General features: G+C 71.0%; 17 protein-coding genes. 4 read left to right on the forward strand and 13 right to left on the reverse strand.

The window, feature by feature from the left end; translation table 11 throughout:
* Window positions 1-91: 91 nt before the first annotated feature.
* From ACZ4SW_RS15830 to ACZ4SW_RS15850, 5 genes are all read right to left on the reverse strand, one after another.
* Window positions 92-1,030 (reverse strand): VOC family protein, encoded by a 939-nt coding sequence (locus tag ACZ4SW_RS15830; RefSeq protein WP_468242901.1) that lies wholly within the window; start codon window positions 1,028-1,030, stop codon window positions 92-94.
* Between the two features lie 11 nt (window positions 1,031-1,041).
* Complete coding sequence (locus ACZ4SW_RS15835) at window positions 1,042-2,052, reverse strand: amidohydrolase family protein (RefSeq protein ID WP_468242903.1); 1,011 nt, start codon at window positions 2,050-2,052, stop codon at window positions 1,042-1,044.
* Window positions 2,049-3,224 (reverse strand): FAD-dependent oxidoreductase, encoded by a 1,176-nt coding sequence (locus ACZ4SW_RS15840; RefSeq protein WP_468242905.1) that lies wholly within the window; start codon window positions 3,222-3,224, stop codon window positions 2,049-2,051. Before ACZ4SW_RS15840 ends, ACZ4SW_RS15835 begins: the two co-directional genes overlap by 4 nt.
* 175 nt (window positions 3,225-3,399) lie before the next feature.
* Entirely contained in the window at window positions 3,400-4,398 is a 999-nt protein-coding gene (locus tag ACZ4SW_RS15845) for a cyclase family protein (RefSeq protein WP_468242908.1), read from the reverse strand.
* Window positions 4,395-5,378 (reverse strand): fumarylacetoacetate hydrolase family protein, encoded by a 984-nt coding sequence (locus ACZ4SW_RS15850; protein ID WP_468242910.1) that lies wholly within the window; start codon window positions 5,376-5,378, stop codon window positions 4,395-4,397. The genes ACZ4SW_RS15845 and ACZ4SW_RS15850 overlap by 4 nt, the downstream gene beginning before the upstream one ends.
* A 120-nt stretch (window positions 5,379-5,498) precedes the next feature.
* Here ACZ4SW_RS15850 and ACZ4SW_RS15855 point away from each other — a divergent pair, with 120 nt between their 5' ends.
* Window positions 5,499-6,482, forward strand: coding sequence for a LysR family transcriptional regulator (locus tag ACZ4SW_RS15855; RefSeq protein WP_468242913.1), 984 nt, complete (start codon window positions 5,499-5,501; stop codon window positions 6,480-6,482).
* A gap of 56 nt (window positions 6,483-6,538) precedes the next feature.
* Here ACZ4SW_RS15855 and ACZ4SW_RS15860 read toward each other — a convergent pair whose 3' ends face one another.
* The gene (locus ACZ4SW_RS15860) at window positions 6,539-7,807 is read right to left on the reverse strand and encodes an MFS transporter (protein ID WP_468242915.1); all 1,269 of its coding nucleotides are present in this window, start codon (window positions 7,805-7,807) and stop codon (window positions 6,539-6,541) included.
* 336 nt (window positions 7,808-8,143) lie between these two features.
* On the reverse strand, window positions 8,144-8,593 hold the full coding sequence (locus ACZ4SW_RS15865) for a DUF6069 family protein (protein WP_468242917.1): 450 nt from the start codon (window positions 8,591-8,593) through the stop codon (window positions 8,144-8,146).
* 130 nt (window positions 8,594-8,723) lie between these two features.
* Between ACZ4SW_RS15865 and ACZ4SW_RS15870 the strand changes: the two genes are divergently transcribed.
* Window positions 8,724-9,227 carry a MarR family winged helix-turn-helix transcriptional regulator gene (locus tag ACZ4SW_RS15870; protein WP_468242919.1) on the forward strand — a complete coding sequence of 168 codons (504 nt, stop codon included), beginning with the start codon at window positions 8,724-8,726 and terminating at the stop codon, window positions 9,225-9,227.
* Window positions 9,228-9,463: 236 nt separating this feature from the next.
* On the opposite strand, the gene ACZ4SW_RS15875 is transcribed toward ACZ4SW_RS15870, so the two are convergent.
* Both ACZ4SW_RS15875 and ACZ4SW_RS15880 read right to left on the reverse strand, forming a co-directional pair.
* On the reverse strand, window positions 9,464-10,792 hold the full coding sequence (locus tag ACZ4SW_RS15875) for a class I SAM-dependent RNA methyltransferase (protein ID WP_468242921.1): 1,329 nt from the start codon (window positions 10,790-10,792) through the stop codon (window positions 9,464-9,466).
* A gap of 139 nt (window positions 10,793-10,931) precedes the next feature.
* A complete protein-coding gene (locus ACZ4SW_RS15880) occupies window positions 10,932-12,995 on the reverse strand; it encodes an APC family permease (RefSeq protein ID WP_468242922.1) in 2,064 nt (687 codons plus the stop codon).
* A 284-nt stretch (window positions 12,996-13,279) separates the two neighbouring features.
* Here ACZ4SW_RS15880 and ACZ4SW_RS15885 point away from each other — a divergent pair, with 284 nt between their 5' ends.
* Together ACZ4SW_RS15885 and ACZ4SW_RS15890 are read left to right on the forward strand one after the other, a co-directional pair.
* Window positions 13,280-13,951 (forward strand): potassium channel family protein, encoded by a 672-nt coding sequence (locus ACZ4SW_RS15885; protein ID WP_468242924.1) that lies wholly within the window; start codon window positions 13,280-13,282, stop codon window positions 13,949-13,951.
* Window positions 13,951-14,628 (forward strand): potassium channel family protein, encoded by a 678-nt coding sequence (locus ACZ4SW_RS15890; RefSeq protein ID WP_388991716.1) that lies wholly within the window; start codon window positions 13,951-13,953, stop codon window positions 14,626-14,628. Before ACZ4SW_RS15885 ends, ACZ4SW_RS15890 begins: the two co-directional genes overlap by 1 nt.
* 389 nt (window positions 14,629-15,017) lie before the next feature.
* Here the strand turns inward: ACZ4SW_RS15890 and ACZ4SW_RS15895 are convergent, their stop codons facing one another.
* The 4 genes from ACZ4SW_RS15895 to ACZ4SW_RS15910 form a co-directional block, all read right to left on the reverse strand.
* On the reverse strand, window positions 15,018-15,740 hold the full coding sequence (locus ACZ4SW_RS15895; RefSeq protein ID WP_468242927.1) for a DUF3159 domain-containing protein: 723 nt from the start codon (window positions 15,738-15,740) through the stop codon (window positions 15,018-15,020).
* A gap of 3 nt (window positions 15,741-15,743) precedes the next feature.
* Window positions 15,744-16,142 carry an OB-fold nucleic acid binding domain-containing protein gene (locus tag ACZ4SW_RS15900; protein WP_105968602.1) on the reverse strand — a complete coding sequence of 133 codons (399 nt, stop codon included), beginning with the start codon at window positions 16,140-16,142 and terminating at the stop codon, window positions 15,744-15,746.
* A gap of 96 nt (window positions 16,143-16,238) precedes the next feature.
* Window positions 16,239-16,922, reverse strand: coding sequence for a response regulator (locus ACZ4SW_RS15905; protein ID WP_468242931.1), 684 nt, complete (start codon window positions 16,920-16,922; stop codon window positions 16,239-16,241).
* On the reverse strand, window positions 16,919-19,462 hold the full coding sequence (locus tag ACZ4SW_RS15910) for an ATP-binding protein (RefSeq protein WP_468242933.1): 2,544 nt from the start codon (window positions 19,460-19,462) through the stop codon (window positions 16,919-16,921). Before ACZ4SW_RS15910 ends, ACZ4SW_RS15905 begins: the two co-directional genes overlap by 4 nt.
* Window positions 19,463-19,624: the final 162 nt, after the last annotated feature.

A 19,624-nucleotide genomic window follows, 5' to 3' on the forward strand; every position in this document is an offset into this window, starting at 1 on the left:
GTGAGGGGTGGCACGAAGGCCGGGGGTGCGGCATGGGAGTCAGGGCAGTTGACAGGGCAACCGCACCCCCGGGGACTGAAGGCTCCGCCGATCAGACCGGCGGAGCGACGAAGACGCCGCGGTCGACGTCGTTGAAGGACTCCTTGGTAACCAGTTCGTTCATGGGGTTGGCGGTGCCCCACTGGTCGGTGACCTCGGGCTTCGAGAAGTCGTAGACGTGCGGGTGCCAGGTGTCCTCGTCCAGCAGCTCCAACTCCGTCGTGTACTCCACCGTGTTGCCGTGCGGGTCGAGGAAGTAGGTGAAGGTGTTGTCGCCCGCCATGTGCCGGCCCGGCCCCCAGATCTTCCGGAAGCCGGCGCGCATCACACGGCCGGAGCCGCGCATGTACTCGTCGATGCCGCGCATCTCGAAGGAGATGTGGTGCAGCGAGGTGTGCGGACCCTTGGCGATGGCCATGGAGTGGTGCTGGTTGCTGATCCGCATGAAGTGCATGACGTCGCCGATGTGCGGATGGCCGAGCGTGTCGGACAGCCGGAAGCCGAGGTGCTCCTCGTACCACGCCTTGGTCCTGTCCAGGTCCGGGGAGTTCAGCACGACGTGCGACAGCTTGACGGGGATCGACTCCTTCTCCTCGATCTTGCGGTGCTGTCGCACCTCGACGTCGGCGGAGACCTCGATGGTGCGCCCGTCGACGTCGAAGAAGCGGAAGCCGTAACCGCCGCCGGGCGTCTCCACCTTGCCCGGCTGGGAGATCAACCGCACTCCGCTCGCGAGGAGTCGCTCGGCGAGAGTGTCCACGTCGGCGGCGCTCGCGGCGCCGTAGGAGACCAGGTCGAGGCGCTTCTCGTCGGCCTTGCGCAACCGGACGACATACTGCTCGGGGCTGCCCTCGGCGGCCAGGAAGGAGATGCCGGAGTCCTCGGCGACCTTGGTCAGGCCCCAGACTCCGGCGTAGAAGTCGAGCTGCTTGTCGTAGTCCGGCACGGCGAGGTCGACGTGGCGGAGGTGGGTGAGCAGGCGGTTGTTCATGGGGGGGCTCCTCAGACGAGGTTGAGCAGAGCGGCGGCGTTTCCGCCGCGGACGGAGTGGAAGTCGGTGTCGGGCAGGTCTGCGGCGCGCAGCGCGCCGAGCGGGTCGTCGGTGCCCATGTCGAAGGGGAAGTCGGAGCCGAGCAGGACCCGTTCCGGGCCGACCGCTCGCAGCAGCTCCCGCAGCACCTGGGGGTCGTGGACGAGGGAGTCGAAGTACAGCTGCCGCAGATAGCTGCTCGGTTCCCGCTCACAGCCCCGGGCGTCGGGACGGGCCCGCCAGGCGTGGTCGGAGCGGCCGATGTGGGTGGGCAGGTAGCCGCCGCCGTGCGCCGCGATCAGCTTCAGGCCCGGATGACGGTCCAGGACGCCGGAGAAGATCAGGTGGGAGAGGGCGACCGCGTTCTCGGTGGGCTGGCCGACGGTGTTGGACAGGTACCACTGGTCCAGGCGCTCGTCGAGGGTGCAGCCGAACGGGTGCAAGAAGACCAGGGCGCCTGTCTCCTCCGCACGGGACCAGAAGGCTTCGTACGCCGGGTCCGACAGTTCGTGGCCGGGCGCGTGCGAGGAGATCTCCACCCCACTCAGCCCTTGGTCCAGGGCGTGGTCGAGCAGGCCGGCCACGAGGTCGGGATGCTGGAGCGGGACCAGGCCCAGGCCGTGCAGGCGGTCGGGAGCCTTCGCACAGTGTGCGGCGGTGCCCTCGTTGGCCAGTCGGCAGACCTTCTCGGCCAGTCGGGGCTCGACCCAGTAGTGGTAGTGGGACGGCGAGGGGCTGACCATCTGGATGTCCACGCCCTGCGCGTCCATGGCCGTCAGGCGCACCGCGGCGTCCGTCAGCTTCGGCACGCGCGCGCCGACCATCGGACCGTTCACTGCCAGGGCCGCCGGGCCGTTGCGGCGCGCGTCGAGGGCGCGGGCCTCGGCGAGACCGGGATGACCGGCGACGGCCTCCTCGACCTCCGGAAGCAGGAGGTGGGCGTGGACGTCGATGGTCGGCGCGGAGGATGCGGTGGTGGTCACGGGCGCTCCTTGAGGAGGTTCATGGTGCGGCCGACCAGCCCGGCCATGTCGGCGTCGCGCACACCGTCCAGCTGCCACTGGCCGATCTGCATGGACGCCTCGACGACGGTGCGCACCCGGGGAATGCGGCGGTCGTGGTAGGCCTGGAGCAGCTCGTCGTCCCAGTCCCGGCCGTCGGCCACGGCCCCGCCGAGCAGCTCGGCGAGGACGAGGGCGTCCTCCAGCGACATGGCCGCGCCCTGGGCCATGGTGGGCGGGCAGCAGTGGGCGGCGTCGCCGATGAGCACGACCCGGCCCCGGTGCCAGGAGTCCTCGACCAGCAGGCGGTCGAACCAGGTGTAGTTGACCTTCTTCGGGTCGGTGATGTGCTCGGTGATCTCCGGCCAGACCCCGCCGTAGCTCTGCGCCAGGCTGCGCATCTCGTCGGCGTAGGTGGCCGGGTCGATGGAGGCGCGGTCGCGGCACCCTTCGACGACGTACGCGTAGATGGTGTTCTCGCTGGTGGGGCAGTAGCCGGCGATGTAGGCGGGGCCACCGTAGGCGAGGTCGGTGCGCGTCACGCTCTCGGGCCGCGGGGCGGCGATGCGCCAGATGGCCATGCCGGTCGGCTCGGGTTTGTCCGTGATGCCGATCGCGGCGCGGGTGGCGGAGTTGAGGCCGTCGGCGCCGATCACCAGGTCGTAGCGGCCCTCGCTGCCGTCGCTGAAGCGCACCGACACGCCGTCGGCGTCCTGCTCCAGCGCTTCGGCGGTGGTGCCGAGGCGAACGCCGGCGCCACAGGCGCGGACCGTGTCGATGAGGATCTGCTGCAGCTGGGGGCGCTGCATGCCGAGGGTGGCGGGCAGGTCCTCGCCGCCGGTCTGGATGTCCTCTGCGACGAACAGGACGGTGCCGTCGGGGGTGGTCACGCCCAGCGAGCCGAAGGCGTATCCGGAGGCTTTCACCTGTTCCCACACGCCCAGTTCGCGCAGGACCCGCAGGGCGTTGCCCTGGAGGGTGATGCCGGATCCGGTGGTGGCGTTCCAGTCCGGCTTGGCCTCGATCAGGTCGACGGCGATGCCGGCGCGGCGCAGCAGGATGGTGACGGCGTTGCCTGAGGCGCCCCCGCCGATGACCAGGACGGTGGGTGTGCCCCCGGCCGGAGGCTGGGAGAGAGTGCGGCTGTCAGCCATGTCGGGGATTCCTCCCGGGGTTGGGCCGCGCGGCTTCGGGCGGCGGGGGCTGCGGCTCGCCCGCTGCGCGTGCGGGCCAGAGGTGGGGACGGGTCACCCGGCGAAGCGGGTGGAGCGGTGGAGGCCGGATGCGCCGCTGCTGTCCGGGGAACGGCGCATCCGGCAGTAGTGCGGGTTACTTGACGGCGATCGGGTTGACCGGGGAGCCGACGGCTCCGGTGATGGGGAGGGGAGCGGCGGTGAGCCAGAACTCGTACACGCCGTCGTCGGCGCAGTCGGCGGCGAGTGCGTCGAGGTCCCACATCTCGCCGATCAGCAGGCCCATGTTGGGGATGACGACCTGGTGCAGCGGCTGGAAGGCGCCCTCGAACTCGTTGGGGCGGACCTCGAAACCCCAGGTGTCGGTGGCGATGGCGGCGATCTCGGTGCCGTGCAGCCAGCCGGCGGTGGTGAACGACAGGCCGGGCGCGGGGCCGCCCGCGTAGTCGCCCCAGCCGTCGCGGCGGGCGCGGGCGAGACGTCCGGTACGGACGAGGACGATGTCGCCGCGGCCGACGGTCACCCCGTGGGCCTCGGCGGTCTGCTCGAGGTGCTCCTCGGTGATGGCGAACCCGTCGGGCAGCTCTCCCCCGCTCTCGGCTCCGCTCGAGCGGGAGGTGCCCCCACTCGTGCCGACGACCAGGCCCACGTCGAGCAGCACGCCGCGTCCCGCGACGTACGGCGCCATGTGCTCGATGCCGGTGACAAGGTCTCCGTCGGAGGTGACCACCTGCTCGGCGGCCCGTCCGTTCCACGCCTTGCCGTGGTCGAAGATGTGCCCGAGGCCGTCCCACTGGGTGGAGCACTGCAGCGGCATCGCGATCACGTCGTCCGCGCCGCCGATGCCGTGCGGGAAGCCCTGGTTGCCGAGGGCCGCGTCGGTCCCCGTGTCGAGCATGGTGTGCACCGGGTTGGTGCGACGCCGCCAGCCCTTCTGCGGGCCGTTCATGTCGAACCGCTGCGACAGCGAGAAGCTCACGCCGCGGCGCACGAGCGCCGCGCCCTCGCGCCGCTTGGCCTCGTCGAGGAAGTTCAGCGTGCCGAGCACGTCGTCCTCACCCCAACGCCCCCAGTTGGAGTACGCCTTGGCGGCCTCGGCTATCGCGCCCTCCGGGTCGCGGCGGTCCAGGCTCATGCCGTTCCCTCCGCGACACAGCGGGTGCGCTGCACGCCCAGACCGGTGATGGAACCCTCCATGACGTCGCCGTCGCGCAGCAGGCGTCCCCAGTGGATGCCGTTGCCGGCCGGGCTGCCGGTCAACACCAGGTCACCGGGCAGGAGTTGAGCCGTCTGCGAGGCGTACGACACCAACCGGGCGACTCCGAAGAGCATGTCCTTGGTGGACTCGTCCTGCATGGTCTCGCCGTTCAGCTTGAGCGTGACCCGCAGGTCACCGGTGTCCGCGATCGACTCCGCAGGTACGAGCCACGGGCCGAGCGGCGTGAAACCGGGAGCGTTCTTGCAGCGCAGCCAGTCGGTACCGATGGCCTTCATGTCCCGGCGGAACACCGTGGCGCGGTCGGTGAGGTCGTTGGCGATGGTGTACCCGGCGACGTACTCCAGGGCCTCCTCGACCGTCACCCGATAGGCGGGTTTGGCGACGACGGCCGCCAACTCCAGCTCCCAGTCCGGCTTTTCGGCCCAGGCGGGCAGGACCACGTCGTCGTAGGGGCCCGTGATCGCGCTGGGCAGGCCGATGAACACGTACGGCAGGTCCTCGGCGGCCCGGCGGTCCATGACCGCGGCGATCTCCGCTCGTGCCTCCTCGACGGTGCGGGGGTCGTCGGGGGAACGGTGGGCGACCTCCAGATCGATCACGTGCTGCCGGTAGTTGGCGCCGGACTGGAAGATCTGCCGCGGCTCGATGGGGGCGTGCACGCGCAGGCCCTCCAGTGGCAGCCGGCCGTGGGAGTCGTCGTCCGCCAGGGTGCGCAGGACGGGGAGGGTCTCCTCCCACCGCTCCAGGACTGCGCGCAGATCCGACGGCGCCCAGTCCAGGGCGCTGCGCAGATCGAGTACCCGGTCATCGGCCAGGAGGCCGGGAAACGACTCCCCGTCCTGAGCGGAGAACGTGCCGAGCGCGAACGGGCCGGCTGGTTGCGCGAGCATTGCCATCAGATTTCCTCCAGCGGGGTTGCGGACTACTGTGACCCCGATCGGCGAATCACGGAAATAGATCCTGTGGATGCGCTGAATCCATGCGATGGATGGCCTTGACCTGCCTGGTGGTGCCCGGTGAACCTGTCCCGACTCGACCTCAACCTGGTCGTCGCCCTGCGTGCTCTGCTGGAGGAGCGCAACGTGACGCGGGCCGGTGAGCGCATCGGACTGAGCCAGCCCGCGATGAGTGCGGCACTGGCCCGGCTGCGCCGCCATTTCGACGACGAATTGCTCGCCCGCACCGGCAACGCCTACGAGCTGACTCCGCTCGGCGCCGCCCTGCGCGACCGCAGCGCCACCGCGTGCGACCTGCTGGAGCGGGTCTTCTCCAGCCAGGCCGACTTCGATCCGGCGGCGGAGTCACGTGAGTTCACCCTGCTCGCCTCCGACTACGGGGCGGCCGTGTTCGGTGCCGCACTCGCCCGCACCCTGCACGAGGAGGCGCCCGGCATCCGGCTCACCTTCCAGCACCCGGCACCGAACGTCGTGGAGAACACCGCCGCGGTGCTGAGCACCGTCGACGGACTGCTGATGCCGCACGGCGTCATCGACGGCTTGCCCGCCGTCGACCTCCACGAGGACCGCTGGCTGTTCCTGGTCGCCGACGATCACCCCGAGATCGGTGACGAACTCTCCCTTGACCAGCTGGGGCGTCTGCCCTGGGCCGTCTACCAGCGTCCCTACGACGCCCCGGCCGCCCGCCAGCTCAGCATGATAGGGATCAGTCCCCAGGTGGAGGTGTCCGTGCAGACCTTTCAGCTGCTGCCCCTCATGGTCGAGGGCACCCGCCGGATCGCGATGATCCAGGAGCGCCTGGCGCGCAAGGCGGTCCGATCGGCCGCGGTGCGCGTCCTGCCCTGCCCCTTCGAGGCGGTACCGGTGCGGGAGGCGATGTGGTGGCACCCGGTGCACGCTCAGGACGCGGGCCACATCTGGCTGCGGCAGAAGGCCGCGGAAGTGGGCGCGACGCTGGCGGGCAACGGCTACAGCTATGGCAAGGGCCCAGGGAAGGGCGTGCCCGTCGACCAGAGCGCGGGGTTGCCGCCGGGCCGGCTCTGACCGGGTCCGGCGGCAGCCCGTGATCGACGCGCTCTCGGTGGCCTTCCCGCACACCCTCAGGCCAACTGCTCCGGCAACGGCCGGGGATCGACGGCGCCCACCCGGCGGCGGGCCGCCCACAGCCCCGCCGCGACTAGGGCGGCGGCCAGCCCCAGCACACCCACCGCACCGGCGAGACTGCCGACCGCGGACTCCCCGGCGAGCAGCACCAGCGGGCAGATGAACTCACCGCCGAAGAAGGCCGTCATCCACAACCCCGTCCCACGGCCGCGGTCCTCGAACGCCAGCCGGGACATGGCACTGGTGAGGAGGGCGGGCAGCAGCATGCCGGTGCCCACACAGTTGACGACCGCCCCGATGACCAGCAGTGGGGCATTGCCCGCGAGGAACATCACCCCGAAGCCGACCGCGCAGACCGCGAAGACGGCGGGCAGCATCGGGTCGGGAGAACGCTTGAGCCGGGCGAAGGCGACCGCTCCGCCCACGGTCGCGGCACTGGCGATCGCGGTGGCCAGCCCGATCACGCCGGTGTTCTCCACCCCGAGGTCGTCGAGCAGGTACGACATCTCCACCGGCACGGTGTAGAAGACCATCGCCCCGAAGAAGGTGAGGGCACAGATGCCGCCCAACTGCCGCCAGGGGAACGAGCGGCGGGCCTCTGTCTCGGCCGGAGTCTCCTCGCCGTCCGCACGGGCCGCCGGGTTGGGCAGGGCGGTTGCCATCAGCGGGGCGAGCGCCAGGCTCACGGCGTAGACCCAGAAGGGCACGCGCCAGCCCGCCGATCCGGCGGCGCCGCCGAGCACGAAGAAGACGGTGGCCGACACGGAGGCGCACATGGTCTGCAGGGCGAGGTACTTCACCCGCCGGTGACCGCTGTAGTAGTCCCCGATCAGAGTCGTGCAGCAGGTCATGATCGCGGCCTCGGCGACTCCGACCAGGGCACGGCTGGCGATGATGCCGCCCAGCGAGTCCAGCCACAGCGGTGCGGTGCCGAACAGCGCGTACAGGACGGTCGCCACGACCAGCAGGCGCTTGCGGCCCACCCGGTCCACGATCACCCCGGCGAACGGGGCCAGCAGCGCCAGCGCCAGCGCCGGGACGGTCAGCGCGAGGGGCACCAGCGCCTTGGCCCCCGGGACCGACGCGAAGTGGTCCTGCATCTTCGGCAGTACCGGGGCGATCAGCACCGCCCCCAGGATCGGCAGACAGCTGCCCGCCATCAGAAGGGTCACCCGCAGCAGATGGGCCGGGCCCGAGACGGCGACGGCTGACGGAGTGGTGGCATCGACCGCCGCGTGAGGCGGCGGGGGCACGGAACCGGGCATGGCGACTCCAGGGGGCGGTGTAAGGGAGTGGGCATGCCTCACGGGCGCCGACGGCGCACGGCATGCCGGGGAAGCTCGCACGCCGGCGGCATCCGGACAGCGGCGTGCGGTAGCGACGACTATGGGGGCGCCGAAGCGCCGGTGCCATCCCCTGCGCGATCCGAATCCCGTATCCGGGTTATCCACGCTGTGGATGGGATGGGCAACCGTCACGCAGACGGAAGACGTGCACGACCGTTCCTGCGCGCGAACAGCGGTGTCCCGGAGCTCGGACGTCCCGGCCTCCGGGACACCGCCGGCTGTCGGCAGCCGACACGTCGCGCACGCCGGGCGGCGTCAGCGGACAGGCAGCGGCAGGACGCGCCGATAGGCGGCGACGGCGACGACCGCGACCACCACATGCATCACCATCAGCCCGGCGACGGCCAGCGGCCCACTGCCGGGCGTACCGCCACCAAGGAGGGACAGGTCGGGCCCGAACGACACGACCACGAGCACGGGCACCAGCCACCGCAGCAGCCCCGCCGGGTTCTTGGCGACACGACGGACGACCGCCCAGCCCATGGCGCCGAGGACGACGCCGAACACCGTCAGCGGCCCGTACGCGGAGGGGTGCAGCGGAGCGAAATCGCCCGACGCCCCCGCCGCGCGGGCGAGCAACGCGACCACCACGTTTCCGAGGACGGCCACGACAGCCGCCGCGAGAAGCCCCACGACCACGGTCAGGCGGCGGGAGCGCGGGGCGGACGGGGCGGGCGATACGGCTTCGGGGACGGAACCGGACATGGGGACCTCCTGCGGAGAGCTCAAGAACGACAGGTGCAGCGCCGGAAAGGCAGACGTTTGATTTCTCAAACATGTGGGACGCTACCCCGAAGTGTTTGATCAGGCAAACACCTCGGTTAGAGTGGCCACCATGACTTCCCCCCGGTGGCTCACTCCCGAAGAACTGCGAGCCTGGATCAACTACCTGGACTGCTCGACACTGCTGAACGACTACCTCGATCAGCAGTTGCGGCGCGACGCGGCCATGACGCACGCGGACTACAGCCTCCTGGCCCGCCTGTCCGTGGCACCCGACCGCGCCCTGGGGATGTCCTTGCTCGCCGAGCAGTTGAAGTTCACCCGCAGCCGCCTCACGCGCGCGGTGATCCGCCTGGAGGAGTCGGGCTACGTGCGGCGCCGGGACGATCCGGCCGACGGACGCGGACAGCTGGCCGAACTCACCGATGCCGGCATGGAGTTGATGACCAAGGCCGCCCCCGGCCATGTCGCTGCCGTACGCCGCGTGGTGTTCGACGCCCTCAGCCCCGAACAGGTGGAGCAACTCGCCACCATCACCGCCACCGTGGTCGCCTCCCTCAAGCAGGCCGGCGAGGAGGACGCCTACCCGGCGGCCCTGCCGTGGCATCGCCGCTGACTCCGGGGACCTGCCCCGTTCACCGGGCTGAGCCTGCGTCAGTTCGGCAAGCTGATCACCGCATATTCGAGCGTCGTCCGAGCGTCAAGATTGTGGATTCCGCATCACCACTCCGCCCGCGAGATGCGCGCCAGCCCTTGAAGCTGCAGTTCGGACTGTTCCGCACAACAGCACCTCAGTCGCCCTCTACGAACGACAACAAGTCGAACTGACCATCTGGCATACAAAACAGCAGGTCAGATGCCCTTCTTAGTAGGCTCCAGAATCGCCACGCACTCCACGTGATGCGTCATCGGAAACAGGTCGAACGCCCGCAGCGAGCGCACCCGGTACCCGCCCTCCCGGAAGTACGCCAGGTCCCGTGCCAGGGCGGCCGGGTCGCAGGCCACGTAGGCGATCCTGCGTGCGCCCAGCGAGGAGAGGTGGGCCACCGTCCCGCGGCCCGCGCCCGCCCGGGGCGGGTCGAGGACGATCAGGTCGGTCTCCGTGATGCCCGTGCGCGGCAGGACGGACTCGACCTTGCCCTGTTCGATCCGGACGCGCGGGAAGTCGGCGAGGTTGTGCCGGGCGTCCTCCACCGCGCGCCGGCCCGACTCGATGCCGAGCACCGCGCCCTTCTCGCCGACCCGGTCGGCCAGCGCGCCCGCGAAGAGGCCGACGCCGCAGTACAGGTCGAGTGCCGTGTCGCCCTTGCGTGGCAGCAGGCCCTGCATCACCGCCGTGACCAGGGTGTCCGCCGCCTTGGGGTGGACCTGCCAGAAGCCGCCGGCCCCGACGCGGTGCGTGCGGCCGTCGGCGCGTTCGCGGACGAAGGGGCGGCCGTGGACGCGGTGGACGCCGCCCGTCTTCTCGTCGACCCGCAGGACGGAGACCGGCTTGTCGAGTTCCACCAGCGGCAGGCGGGCGCCCGGCCTCGGGGTCAGGACGACCTGGCGGTCCTGCGAGCCGGTCGCCGCGATGGCCTCGACGGACTCCATCCCCGTCCAGTCCCGCTTCTCGACGCCCAGCTCGCTGACGCCCTCGGCGGCGATCAGGCAGTGGTCGATCGGCTCCACCTCGTGCGAGCGGTGCCGGCGCAGGCCCGCCCGGCCGGAGGCGTCCACCGCGTACTGCACCCGGGTACGCCACTGCGGCACCTGGCCGGCCGGCAGCTTGTCGCCCTCCGCCGGAACCACCGTGCCGTCCCAGCCCGCCTCCTCGGGCGTGAGACCCGCGAGCCGGCGCAACTGCTCGGCGATCACCTCCGCCTTCAGCCTGCGCTGCGCGCCCGGCTTGGCGTGCTGCCAGTCGCAGCCGCCGCACCGGCCGGGGCCGGCGTAGGGGCAGGGTGCCTCCACGCGGTCCTTCGACGCCTCCAGCACGCGCACCGCGTCCGCGCGCAGGAACCGGGCTCCCTCCTCGCCCTCGGTCACCCGGGCCACGACCCGCTCGCCGGGCAGTGCGTGCCGGACGAACAGCACCTGACCGGTCTCCGTACGGGCGATGCAGTGGCCGCCATGGGCGACGGGGCCGATCTCGACCTCGTACTCCTCCCCCACCAGCGACTTCTTCGGTTCTGCCTGCATGGGGGGCGACTCCAGATCCAGATGCGGGAAGGGGGGCGAACACGACGGCGGCGCGTCGACGGCTCGGCCGGACAACAGCCCACCAGTCTACGTGGGTGCCGTCCGGCCGTTGCCCATGGCCCGTGGGCGGGCCGCGGCTCTAGGAGGTGCGCGAGGTCTGCGAGGCCGACGCCTCTCCCGTCCGCTCGTGAGCCGGACCCCGGCGCACCGCGCCCGGCGCGTTCCACTCCTGCCGCCTGCGGGCCCGCTGCCTGGCGGCCTCGGAGGAGGCGAGCTGGTACGGCACCGAGGTCACCATGACACCGGGCGTGAACAGCAGGCGGCCCTTGAGCCGCAGTGCGCTCTGGTTGTGCAGCAGGTGCTCGTACCAGTGGCCCACCACGTACTCGGGGATGATCACGGAAACGGCGTCGCGCGGGGACTCGCGGCGCAGGCCCTTGACGTACTCGATCACCGGACGGGTGATCTCCCGGTACGGCGAGTCGAGGATCTTCAGCGGCACGTCGATGCCGCGCCGCTCCCACTCGTCCTTGAGGGCCTTCGTCTCCGCCGGGTCGACGTTGACGCTGAGCGCCTCCAGGGTGTCCGTGCGCAGCAGTTTGGCGTAGGCCAGGGCGCGCAGCGTGGGGCGGTGGATCTTGGAGATGAGGACCACCGAGTGGACCCGGGAGGGGCGCACGCTGTCGTCGCTGGGGCCCTCGGGGGCGGCGAGTTCCTCGGCCACGCCGTCGTAGTGGCGGCGGATCGCGGTCATCGTCGCGTAGAAGATGCACATGCCGAGCAGGGCGACCCAGGCGCCGTGCGTGAACTTCGTGACCAGGACGACGACGAGGACCAGGCCGGTGAAGAAGGCGCCGAAGGCGTTGATGGCGCGCGAGCGCATCATGTGACGGCGCTTGGCCTGGTCCGTCTCCACAGCCAGGTGGCGGTTCCAGTGCTTGACCATGCCGGTCTGGCTGAGCGTGAAGGACACGAACACGCCCACGATGTAGAGCTGGATCAGCCGGGTGGAGTCGGCGCCGTAGATGAAGATCAGCAGCGTCGCGGCGCCGGCGAGCAGGACGATGCCGTTGGAGAAGGCGAGGCGGTCGCCGCGGGTGTGGAGCTGGCGGGGCAGGTAGCGGTCCTGGGCGAGGATCGAGCCGAGCAGCGGGAAGCCGTTGTAGGCGGTGTTCGCGGCGAGGAACAGCACCAGCGCGGTGGCGGCGGCCAGCACGATGAACAGGAAGCTGCCCTTGCCGAAGACGGCCTCGGCGACCTGTGAGATCACCGGGTTCTGGACATAGCCGGAGCCCAGCCCGACGCCGTTGCGGAGCAGGTCGGTGGCCGGGTTCTCGGCCATGTGGACCTTGGTCGACATGGCCAGGGCGATGATGCCGCAGAACATGGTCACGGCGAGCAGGCCCATCATCGCGAGTGTCGTCGCCGCGTTCTTCGACTTGGGCTTGCGGAAGGCCGGGACGCCGTTGGAGATCGCCTCGACGCCGGTGAGCGCCGCGCAACCGGAGGAGAAGGCGCGCAGGAGGAGGAAGACGAGCGCGAAGCCGGCCAGGCCCTGGTGTTCGGCCTTGATCTGGTACGCGGCCGTGGGCGCCCGCATGGTGTCGCCGAGGACGAGCCCGCGGAACGCGCCCCAGGCGATCATGATGAAGACGCCCGCGACGAAGACGTACGTCGGGATCGCGAACAGCGTGCCGGACTCCTTCACGCCGCGCAGGTTCATCAGCGTGAGCAGCACGACCACGGCGACCGCGCAGAACACCTTGTGCTCGACGACGAACGGGATCGCGGAGCCCAGGTTCTCGATGCCCGACGAGATCGACACGGCGACCGTGAGGACGTAGTCGACGAGCAGGGCGCTGGCGACGGTGAGGCCCGCCTTGGGACCTAGGTTGGTGGTCGCCACCTCGTAGTCGCCGCCGCCGCTCGGGTACGCGTGCACGTTCTGCCGGTAGGAGGCGACCACCGTGAACATGAGCACGACGACCGCGACGGCGATCCAGGGGCTGAAGTGGTAGGCCGACACGCCCGCGATGGACAGGACCAGCAGAACCTCTCCGGGCGCGTACGCGACGGAGGAGAGCGGGTCGGAGGCGAAGACGGGGAGTGCGATGCGCTTCGGCAGGAGCGTTTCGCCCAGCCGGTCGCTGCGCAGTGCGCGCCCGATCAGGATCCGTTTGGGCACGTCGGTCAGTTTGGACACAACAGAGGATCGTAAGGGGTCGTTCGGGCGGCCCTCCACCCGCCGGAGGAGATCTGCCTCACGGGTGAAATCCGTGAGGGGGCGCGCTGCGGATTCCGCAGGTGAGAGGTTCGGCATGGCTGCATGACAAAACCCCGTCGGCCGCCGCCCCGGCGGTGTCCCCGCACGACCGGCCCGGCACGGTGCACGGGGGTCCCTGTACGGACCGCGCGTGTGTAGCTTGGGCGGCAGTCTGAGAACCTGTTCGGACTGAGTCGTGAACCATTGACATCGGAAGGACGGTCGTGCACATCGTCATCATGGGCTGCGGAAGAGTGGGATCCGCTCTGGCCCAGACCCTGGAGCAACAGGGGCACACGGTCGCCGTGATCGACCAGGACCCCACCGCCTTCCGACGACTGGGCTCCGGGTTCGGCGGCCGTCGTGTCACCGGCGTCGGCTTCGACCAGGACACCCTGCGCGAGGCGGGCATCGAGGAGGCCGGCGCCTTCGCCGCCGTCTCCAGCGGAGACAACTCGAACATCATCGCGGCACGGGTGGCCCGGGAGATGTTCGGCATCGAGAACGTCGCGGCCCGGATCTACGACCCCCGCCGCGCCGAGGTCTACCAGCGGCTCGGCATCCCGACCGTCGCCACGGTCCGCTGGACGGCGGACCAGATGCTGCGGCGCCTGCTGCCGTCCGGTGCGGAGCCGCTGTGGCGCGACCCCACCGGAGGGGTGCAGCTCGCCGAGGTGCACGCGTCGCCGAAGTGGGTCGGCCACAAGATCAGCAAACTGCAGGAGGAGACCGGCGTCCGGGTGGCGTTCCTCACCCGGCTGGGCGAGGCGATGCTGCCCACCTCGCAGACGGTGCTGCAGGAGGGCGACCTCGTGCACGTGATGATGCGGACGAACGACGTCGAGAAGGTCGAGGCGGCGTTCGCCGAGGGCCCCGAAGAGGAGAGCGGTCACTGATGAGGGTCGCCATTGCCGGTGCCGGCGCGGTCGGTCGCTCGATCGCGGGCGAACTGCTGGAGAACGGGCACGAGGTCCTTCTCATCGACAAGGCGCCGACCGCAATCTCGGTCGAGCGCGTACCGCAGGCGGAGTGGCTGCTGGCCGACGCCTGCGAGATCACGTCCCTGGACGAGGCGGCGCTCCAGCGCTGCAACGTGGTGATCGCCGCGACGGGCGACGACAAGGTGAACCTGGTCGTGTCGCTGCTGGCGAAGACGGAGTACGGCGTTCCGCGCGTCGTCGCCCGGGTCAACAACCCCAAGAACGAGTGGCTGTTCAACGAGGCCTGGGGCGTGGACGTGGCCGTGTCCACCCCGCGTCTGATGTCGGCGCTGGTGGAGGAGGCGGTGAGCGTCGGCGACCTGGTCCGTCTGCTGCGCTTCAGCCACGGCGACGCGAACCTGGTCGAGCTGACCCTGCCGCCCGAGTCGGCCCTGGCGGGTACGCAGGTGGGCGATGTGCAGTGGCCGGAGGACACGTCCCTGGTGACGATCATTCGCGGCACCCGGGTTCTGACCCCGTCCCAGGAGGACTCCCTGGAGGCGGGTGACGAACTGCTGTTCGTGGCCGCCCAGGCGCGCGAGGGGCAGCTCGAGGAGCTGCTGTCGGTGCGCAAGGAGGACGCGGCGGGTTAGGCCGCGACGGCGCGGATTCGGGTGCGCCCGGCAGGTCCGGGCGCACCCGGGGCGCCGCGCCGCCGGGTGGCACCCCTTGGGGTCGGGCCCACCCGGAAGCCGAGGGGGCGGCAACCAGCCGTCTGGGGTGCCCCGCTCCAAGGGCTCGGGAGAGGCGGAGGCCCAGGCCGTTCAGGCCTCGGCGGAAGGCTGGGGGCGGCAGCCCTCGGACGGCCGGCCCCGGGACGGCCGCCCCGCCACCGCGGACTCGGGCGTGTTGCGAAAGTTCCGTCGTCCGGCCGGAGGCCGGGCCTCGCGGCGCCAGGTGCGTGCTCTGGGGGTCCCCCTGCTCGAAGAGCTTGGGGAGCGTGCCGGGCGTCGCGACGGGGCGAACGTTGCCTGTCGCGGCACTAGGCCTCGCGGCGGTGCCGCCCGGCGCCCTCGCCCTTGGCGGCGGCCTCCTCCGCCTCCATCTCCGCGAACACGTCGATCGGCGCGGGCGCCTTCGCCAGGAACACCCACGTCAGCCACACGGCGAGCAGGAACGGCGGGATCTTCAACGCGATGAGGACCCAGCCCAGTTGGGCGGTGTTCGCCCACCAGTACAGGGGGAACAGGATCGCGCACTTGCCGAGCAGGATCAGTCCCCAGGCCCAGCTCGCCTTCGCGTAGGCCTTCTTGCGGCCCGGGTTGCGCGTGCGCCAGGAGAGGTTCTCCTTGAAGACCGGGCCGAGGATCAGGCCGATCAGCGGGACACCGGCGAGCGTGGTGACGATGTACGCGAGTCCCAGGCCCAGTGTGTAGAGCATGCCCGGCAGGTAGAAGTCCTTCGCGTTGCCGGTCATCATCGCGAAGAGCACGCCGAACGCCACGCCGAAGACACCGCTGAACGCGTGCTTCACGGTGTCCCGCATGGCCAGGCGGACCACCACCAGCACCAGGGACACCGCGAGGGCGACGATCGCCGACCAGTGCAGGTTCTTGTTGATGGTGAAGATGGTGACGAAGAACAGGCCGGGCACCACGGTCTCGACCATGCCGCGGACCCCGCCGAACGCCTCGAAGAGCGCGGCCTCGGTCACCGCCCGCGAATCCTGCTGGGCGTCTTCGGTCGGCTTCTCGAGTGACGTCACCGGCTACTCCCGTCCGAGCGGTCTGAGTTCGTACTTGGGGTTGAAGAGCACTCTGCGGCCCCGGCTCATCGAGATCCGGCCGGACGCGATCAGCTTGCGTCCCGGCTCTATCCCGACGATCGAGCGCCTGCCGAGCCACACCACGTCCAGCGCGGCCGAACCGTCGAACAGCTCGGCCTCCAGCGCCGGGACACCGGCCCGGGGGCGCAGCGTGACCGTGCGCAAGGTACCAGTAACCGTGACGATCTGCCGGTCGTGGCAGTCGCCGATCCGCGTACAGCCCGCGGTCTCGGCGTCCTCCCGCAGTTCCTCGGACTCCAGGTCCTCCTGCGACGAGGAGAGCCGGTCGAGCATGCGCCGGAAACGGCCCACCGGCTTTTCGGAACGAGGAACAGCGCTCATACAGAAAAGCGTACCGGGGGGCGCCGACACCCGGCGTACCGGCGGCACGGCCCGGCCTCTCCGGCTCCCGCACACCGGCCCCGCCCGGCGCGCGGCTCACTTCTCGAAGCGGTACCCCATCCCGGGCTCCGTGATGAAGTGCTGGGGATGCGAGGGGTCCGCCTCCAGCTTCCGCCGTAGCTGGGCCATGTACACCCGCAGGTAGTTCGTCTCCGTCCCGTACGACGGCCCCCAGACCTCCTGCAGGAGCTGCTTCTGGCTGACCAGGCGGCCCGTGTTGCGGACCAGGACCTCCAGCAGGTGCCACTCCGTGGGCGTGAGGCGTACGTCCTTCCCGGCGCGGTTGACCTTCTTGGCGGCCAGGTCGACGGTGAAGTCCTCGGTCTCCACGATCACGTCGTCCTCGCCGCCTCCGGTCGGCTCCGCGCGTCGGACGGCGGCGCGGAGGCGGGCCAGCAGTTCGTCCATGCCGAACGGCTTGGTGACGTAGTCGTCGGCGCCCGCGTCCAGCGCCTGGACCTTCTCGTCCGAGGAGTGGCGGGCGGACAGCACGATGACCGGCACCCGGGTCCAGCCGCGCAGCCCCTTGATCACCTCGACTCCGTCCATGTCCGGCAGCCCGAGGTCCAGCACCACGACGTCGGGGTGGCGGGCGGCGGCGAGCTGGAGCGCGGTCGTGCCGTCGGTGGCCGCGTCGACGTCGTACTTGCGTGCCTTGAGGTTGATCACGAGGGCGCGCACGATCTGCGGCTCGTCTTCGACCACGAGCACCCTGGTCATGTGGTCTGCCTTTCTGGTTCGGCGAGTCGTACGGGGTGATGGACGCCGTTCACGGCCCGCAGGGTGAGAACCATCGTGAGCCCACCGCCGGGGGTGTCCTCCGCGTTCAGGGTGCCGCCCATGGCCTCGGCGAAGCCGCGGGCCACCGCGAGACCCAGGCCTACGCCGGCGCCGCGGGGGGCGTCGCCGTAGCGCTGGAAGGGTTCGAAGATGCGTTCCTTCGCCTCGTCGGGCACACCCGGGCCGCGGTCGACGACGCGCACCTCCACCCGGTCGGCGAGGGCACTCGCCAGGACCAGGACGGATGTGCCGAGAGGGCTGTACTTGACCGCGTTCTCGACGAGGTTCGCCACCGTCCGCTCCAGCAGCCCGGCGTCCACGGCGACCATCGGCAGCGTCTCCGGGATGTCGAGTTCCACGCTGTCCTCCGGGACCCCGCCGAGGGCCATGGGGACCACCTCGTCGAGGTCGATCTCCCGGATCAGCGGGGTGACGGTGCCGGTCTGGAGGCGTGACATGTCGAGCAGGTTGCCGACCAGGTGGTCGAGCCGGTCCGCGCCCTCCTCGATCGCGGCCAGCAGTTCGGCGCGGTCCTCCTCGGACCACTCCACGTCGTCCGACCTGAGGGAGGTCACCGACGCCTTGATGCCCGCGAGCGGGGTGCGCAGGTCGTGGCTGACGGCGGCCAGCAGGGCGGTGCGGATGCGGTTGCCCTCGGCGAGCGCCCGGGCCTGTTCGGCCTCCTGCTGCAGGCGCCGGCGGTCCAGGACCACCGCGGCCTGCGCGGCGAACGCGGCCAGCACCCGGCGGTCGGAGGCGGGCAGGACGCGACCGGACAGCGCGAGCGCCATGTGGTCCCCGGCGGGCACGTCCACGTCCGCGTCCTCGGGCCGCTCGACCGGGGCGCCGGGGCCGACGCTGCCCGCGCAGATCCAGGGCGCGACGTCGCTCTCGCGTTCCAGCAGCGCCGCGGACTCCATGCCGAAGGTCTCCCGCACCCGCTCCAGCAGCGCCTCCAGGCTGGTCTCGCCCCGCAGCACGCTGCCCGCGAGGAAGGAGAGGATCTCCGACTCGGCGCGCAGCCTGGCCGCCTGGTGGGTGCGCCGGGCGGCGAGGTCCACCACCGAGGCCACCGACACCGCGACCGCGACGAAGATCGCGATGGCCACGATGTTCCGGGGGTCGGCGATCGTCAGCCGGTGCAGCGGAGGCGTGTAGTAGTAGTTCAGCAGGAACGAGCCGAAGGCGGCCGAGGCGAGCGCCGGGAGGAGCCCGCCGAGCAGGGCCGCCGCCACGGTCAGCGCCAGGAACAGCAGCATGTCGTTGGCGAGGCCCAGGTCGACGGTGTTCAGCACCAGCGCCAGGACGACCGGGCCGAGGACGCCGGCCAGCCAGCCGGCGAGGATGCGCGTACGGCCGAGGCGCGCACCCCGCGCGACCGGCAGGCCGCGGCCCTTGGCGACCTCCTCGTGGGTGACGATGTGCACGTCGAGGTCGGGCCCGGACTCGCGGGCGACGGTGGCGCCGACGCCGGGCCCGAAGACGTACTGCCAGGTCTTGCGGCGCGAGGAGCCGAGGACGATCTGGGTGGCGTTGACCCCGCGGGCGAAGTCGAGCAGCGCCGCCGGGATGTCGTCGCCCACCACGTGGTGGAAGGTGCCGCCCAGGTCCTCGACGAGGGTGCGCTGGACGGCGAGTTCCTTGGGCGAGGCGGAGGTGAGCCCGTCGCTGCGGGCGATGTAGACGGCCAGCACCTCGCCGCCGGCGCCCTTCTCCGCGAGGCGGGCGGCGCGGCGGATCAGGGTCCGTCCCTCGGGGCCGCCGGTGAGACCGACGACGATCCGCTCACGGGAGCCCCAGATCGTCGACACCTGGTGCTGGCTGCGGTACTCGTTCAGGTATTCGTCGACCCGGTCCGCCACCCACAGCAGGGCCAGCTCGCGCAGTGCGGTCAGGTTTCCGGGCCGGAAGTAGTTCGACAGGGCGGCGTCGATCTTGTCGGGCTGGTAGATGTTGCCGTGCGCCATGCGCCGGCGCAGGGCCTGCGGAGACATGTCGACGAGCTCTATCTGGTCGGCGCGGCGCACCACCTCGTCGGGGACGGTCTCGCGCTGCCGTATGCCCGTTATCGACTCCACGACGTCACCGAGGGACTCCAGGTGCTGGATGTTGACGGTGGAGACGACGTCGATGCCGGCGGCCAGCAGCTCCTCCACGTCCTGCCAGCGCTTGGCGTTGCGGGAGCCGGGGACATTGGTGTGGGCGAGTTCGTCCACCAGGGCGACGGCGGGGGCGCGGCGCAGGACGGCGTCCACGTCCATTTCGGTGAAGACGCTCCCGCGGTACTCCAGCTCCCGGCGCGGGACCTGCTCCAGTCCGTGCAGCATCACCTCGGTGCGCGGCCGGCCGTGGTGCTCCACGAAGCCGACCACGCAGTCCGTGCCCCGTTCGACGCGCCGGTGCGCCTCGGACAGCATGGCGTAGGTCTTGCCGACGCCCGGTGCCGCACCGAGGTAGATCCGAAGCTTGCCGCGTCCCATGGCCCCATTGTCTTCCGCTGTCTTCCCACCGCAGCCGCTCACGCTGCCGCCGCGGCCGCGCACGCTGCGTCGACCTTACGGCCAAACATCACGGCATACCGGGGCACGAGAGGCGGGGCCGGGCATCTTTGACGCAACCCTGATACGCCCCTGCGGGCCGAC

This window comes from Streptomyces sp. NPDC028331, from assembly GCF_055565775.1.

Bases quoted from the DNA above. Each gene is read 5' to 3' on its own strand.
- ACZ4SW_RS15830 (WP_468242901.1), bottom strand. From the start codon at position 1,030: ATGAACAACCGCCTGCTCACCCACCTCCGCCACGTCGACCTCGCCGTG.
- ACZ4SW_RS15840 (WP_468242905.1), bottom strand. From the start codon at position 3,224: ATGGCTGACAGCCGCACTCTCTCCCAGCCTCCGGCCGGGGGCACACCC.
- ACZ4SW_RS15845 (WP_468242908.1), bottom strand. From the start codon at position 4,398: ATGAGCCTGGACCGCCGCGACCCGGAGGGCGCGATAGCCGAGGCCGCC.
- ACZ4SW_RS15850 (WP_468242910.1), bottom strand. From the start codon at position 5,378: ATGGCAATGCTCGCGCAACCAGCCGGCCCGTTCGCGCTCGGCACGTTC.
- ACZ4SW_RS15860 (WP_468242915.1), bottom strand. From the start codon at position 7,807: ATGCCCGGTTCCGTGCCCCCGCCGCCTCACGCGGCGGTCGATGCCACC.
- ACZ4SW_RS15865 (WP_468242917.1), bottom strand. From the start codon at position 8,593: ATGTCCGGTTCCGTCCCCGAAGCCGTATCGCCCGCCCCGTCCGCCCCG.
- ACZ4SW_RS15870 (WP_468242919.1), top strand. From the start codon at position 8,724: ATGACTTCCCCCCGGTGGCTCACTCCCGAAGAACTGCGAGCCTGGATC.
- ACZ4SW_RS15875 (WP_468242921.1), bottom strand. From the start codon at position 10,792: ATGCAGGCAGAACCGAAGAAGTCGCTGGTGGGGGAGGAGTACGAGGTC.
- ACZ4SW_RS15890 (WP_388991716.1), top strand. From the start codon at position 13,951: ATGAGGGTCGCCATTGCCGGTGCCGGCGCGGTCGGTCGCTCGATCGCG.
- ACZ4SW_RS15900 (WP_105968602.1), bottom strand. From the start codon at position 16,142: ATGAGCGCTGTTCCTCGTTCCGAAAAGCCGGTGGGCCGTTTCCGGCGC.
- ACZ4SW_RS15905 (WP_468242931.1), bottom strand. From the start codon at position 16,922: ATGACCAGGGTGCTCGTGGTCGAAGACGAGCCGCAGATCGTGCGCGCC.
- ACZ4SW_RS15910 (WP_468242933.1), bottom strand. From the start codon at position 19,462: ATGGGACGCGGCAAGCTTCGGATCTACCTCGGTGCGGCACCGGGCGTC.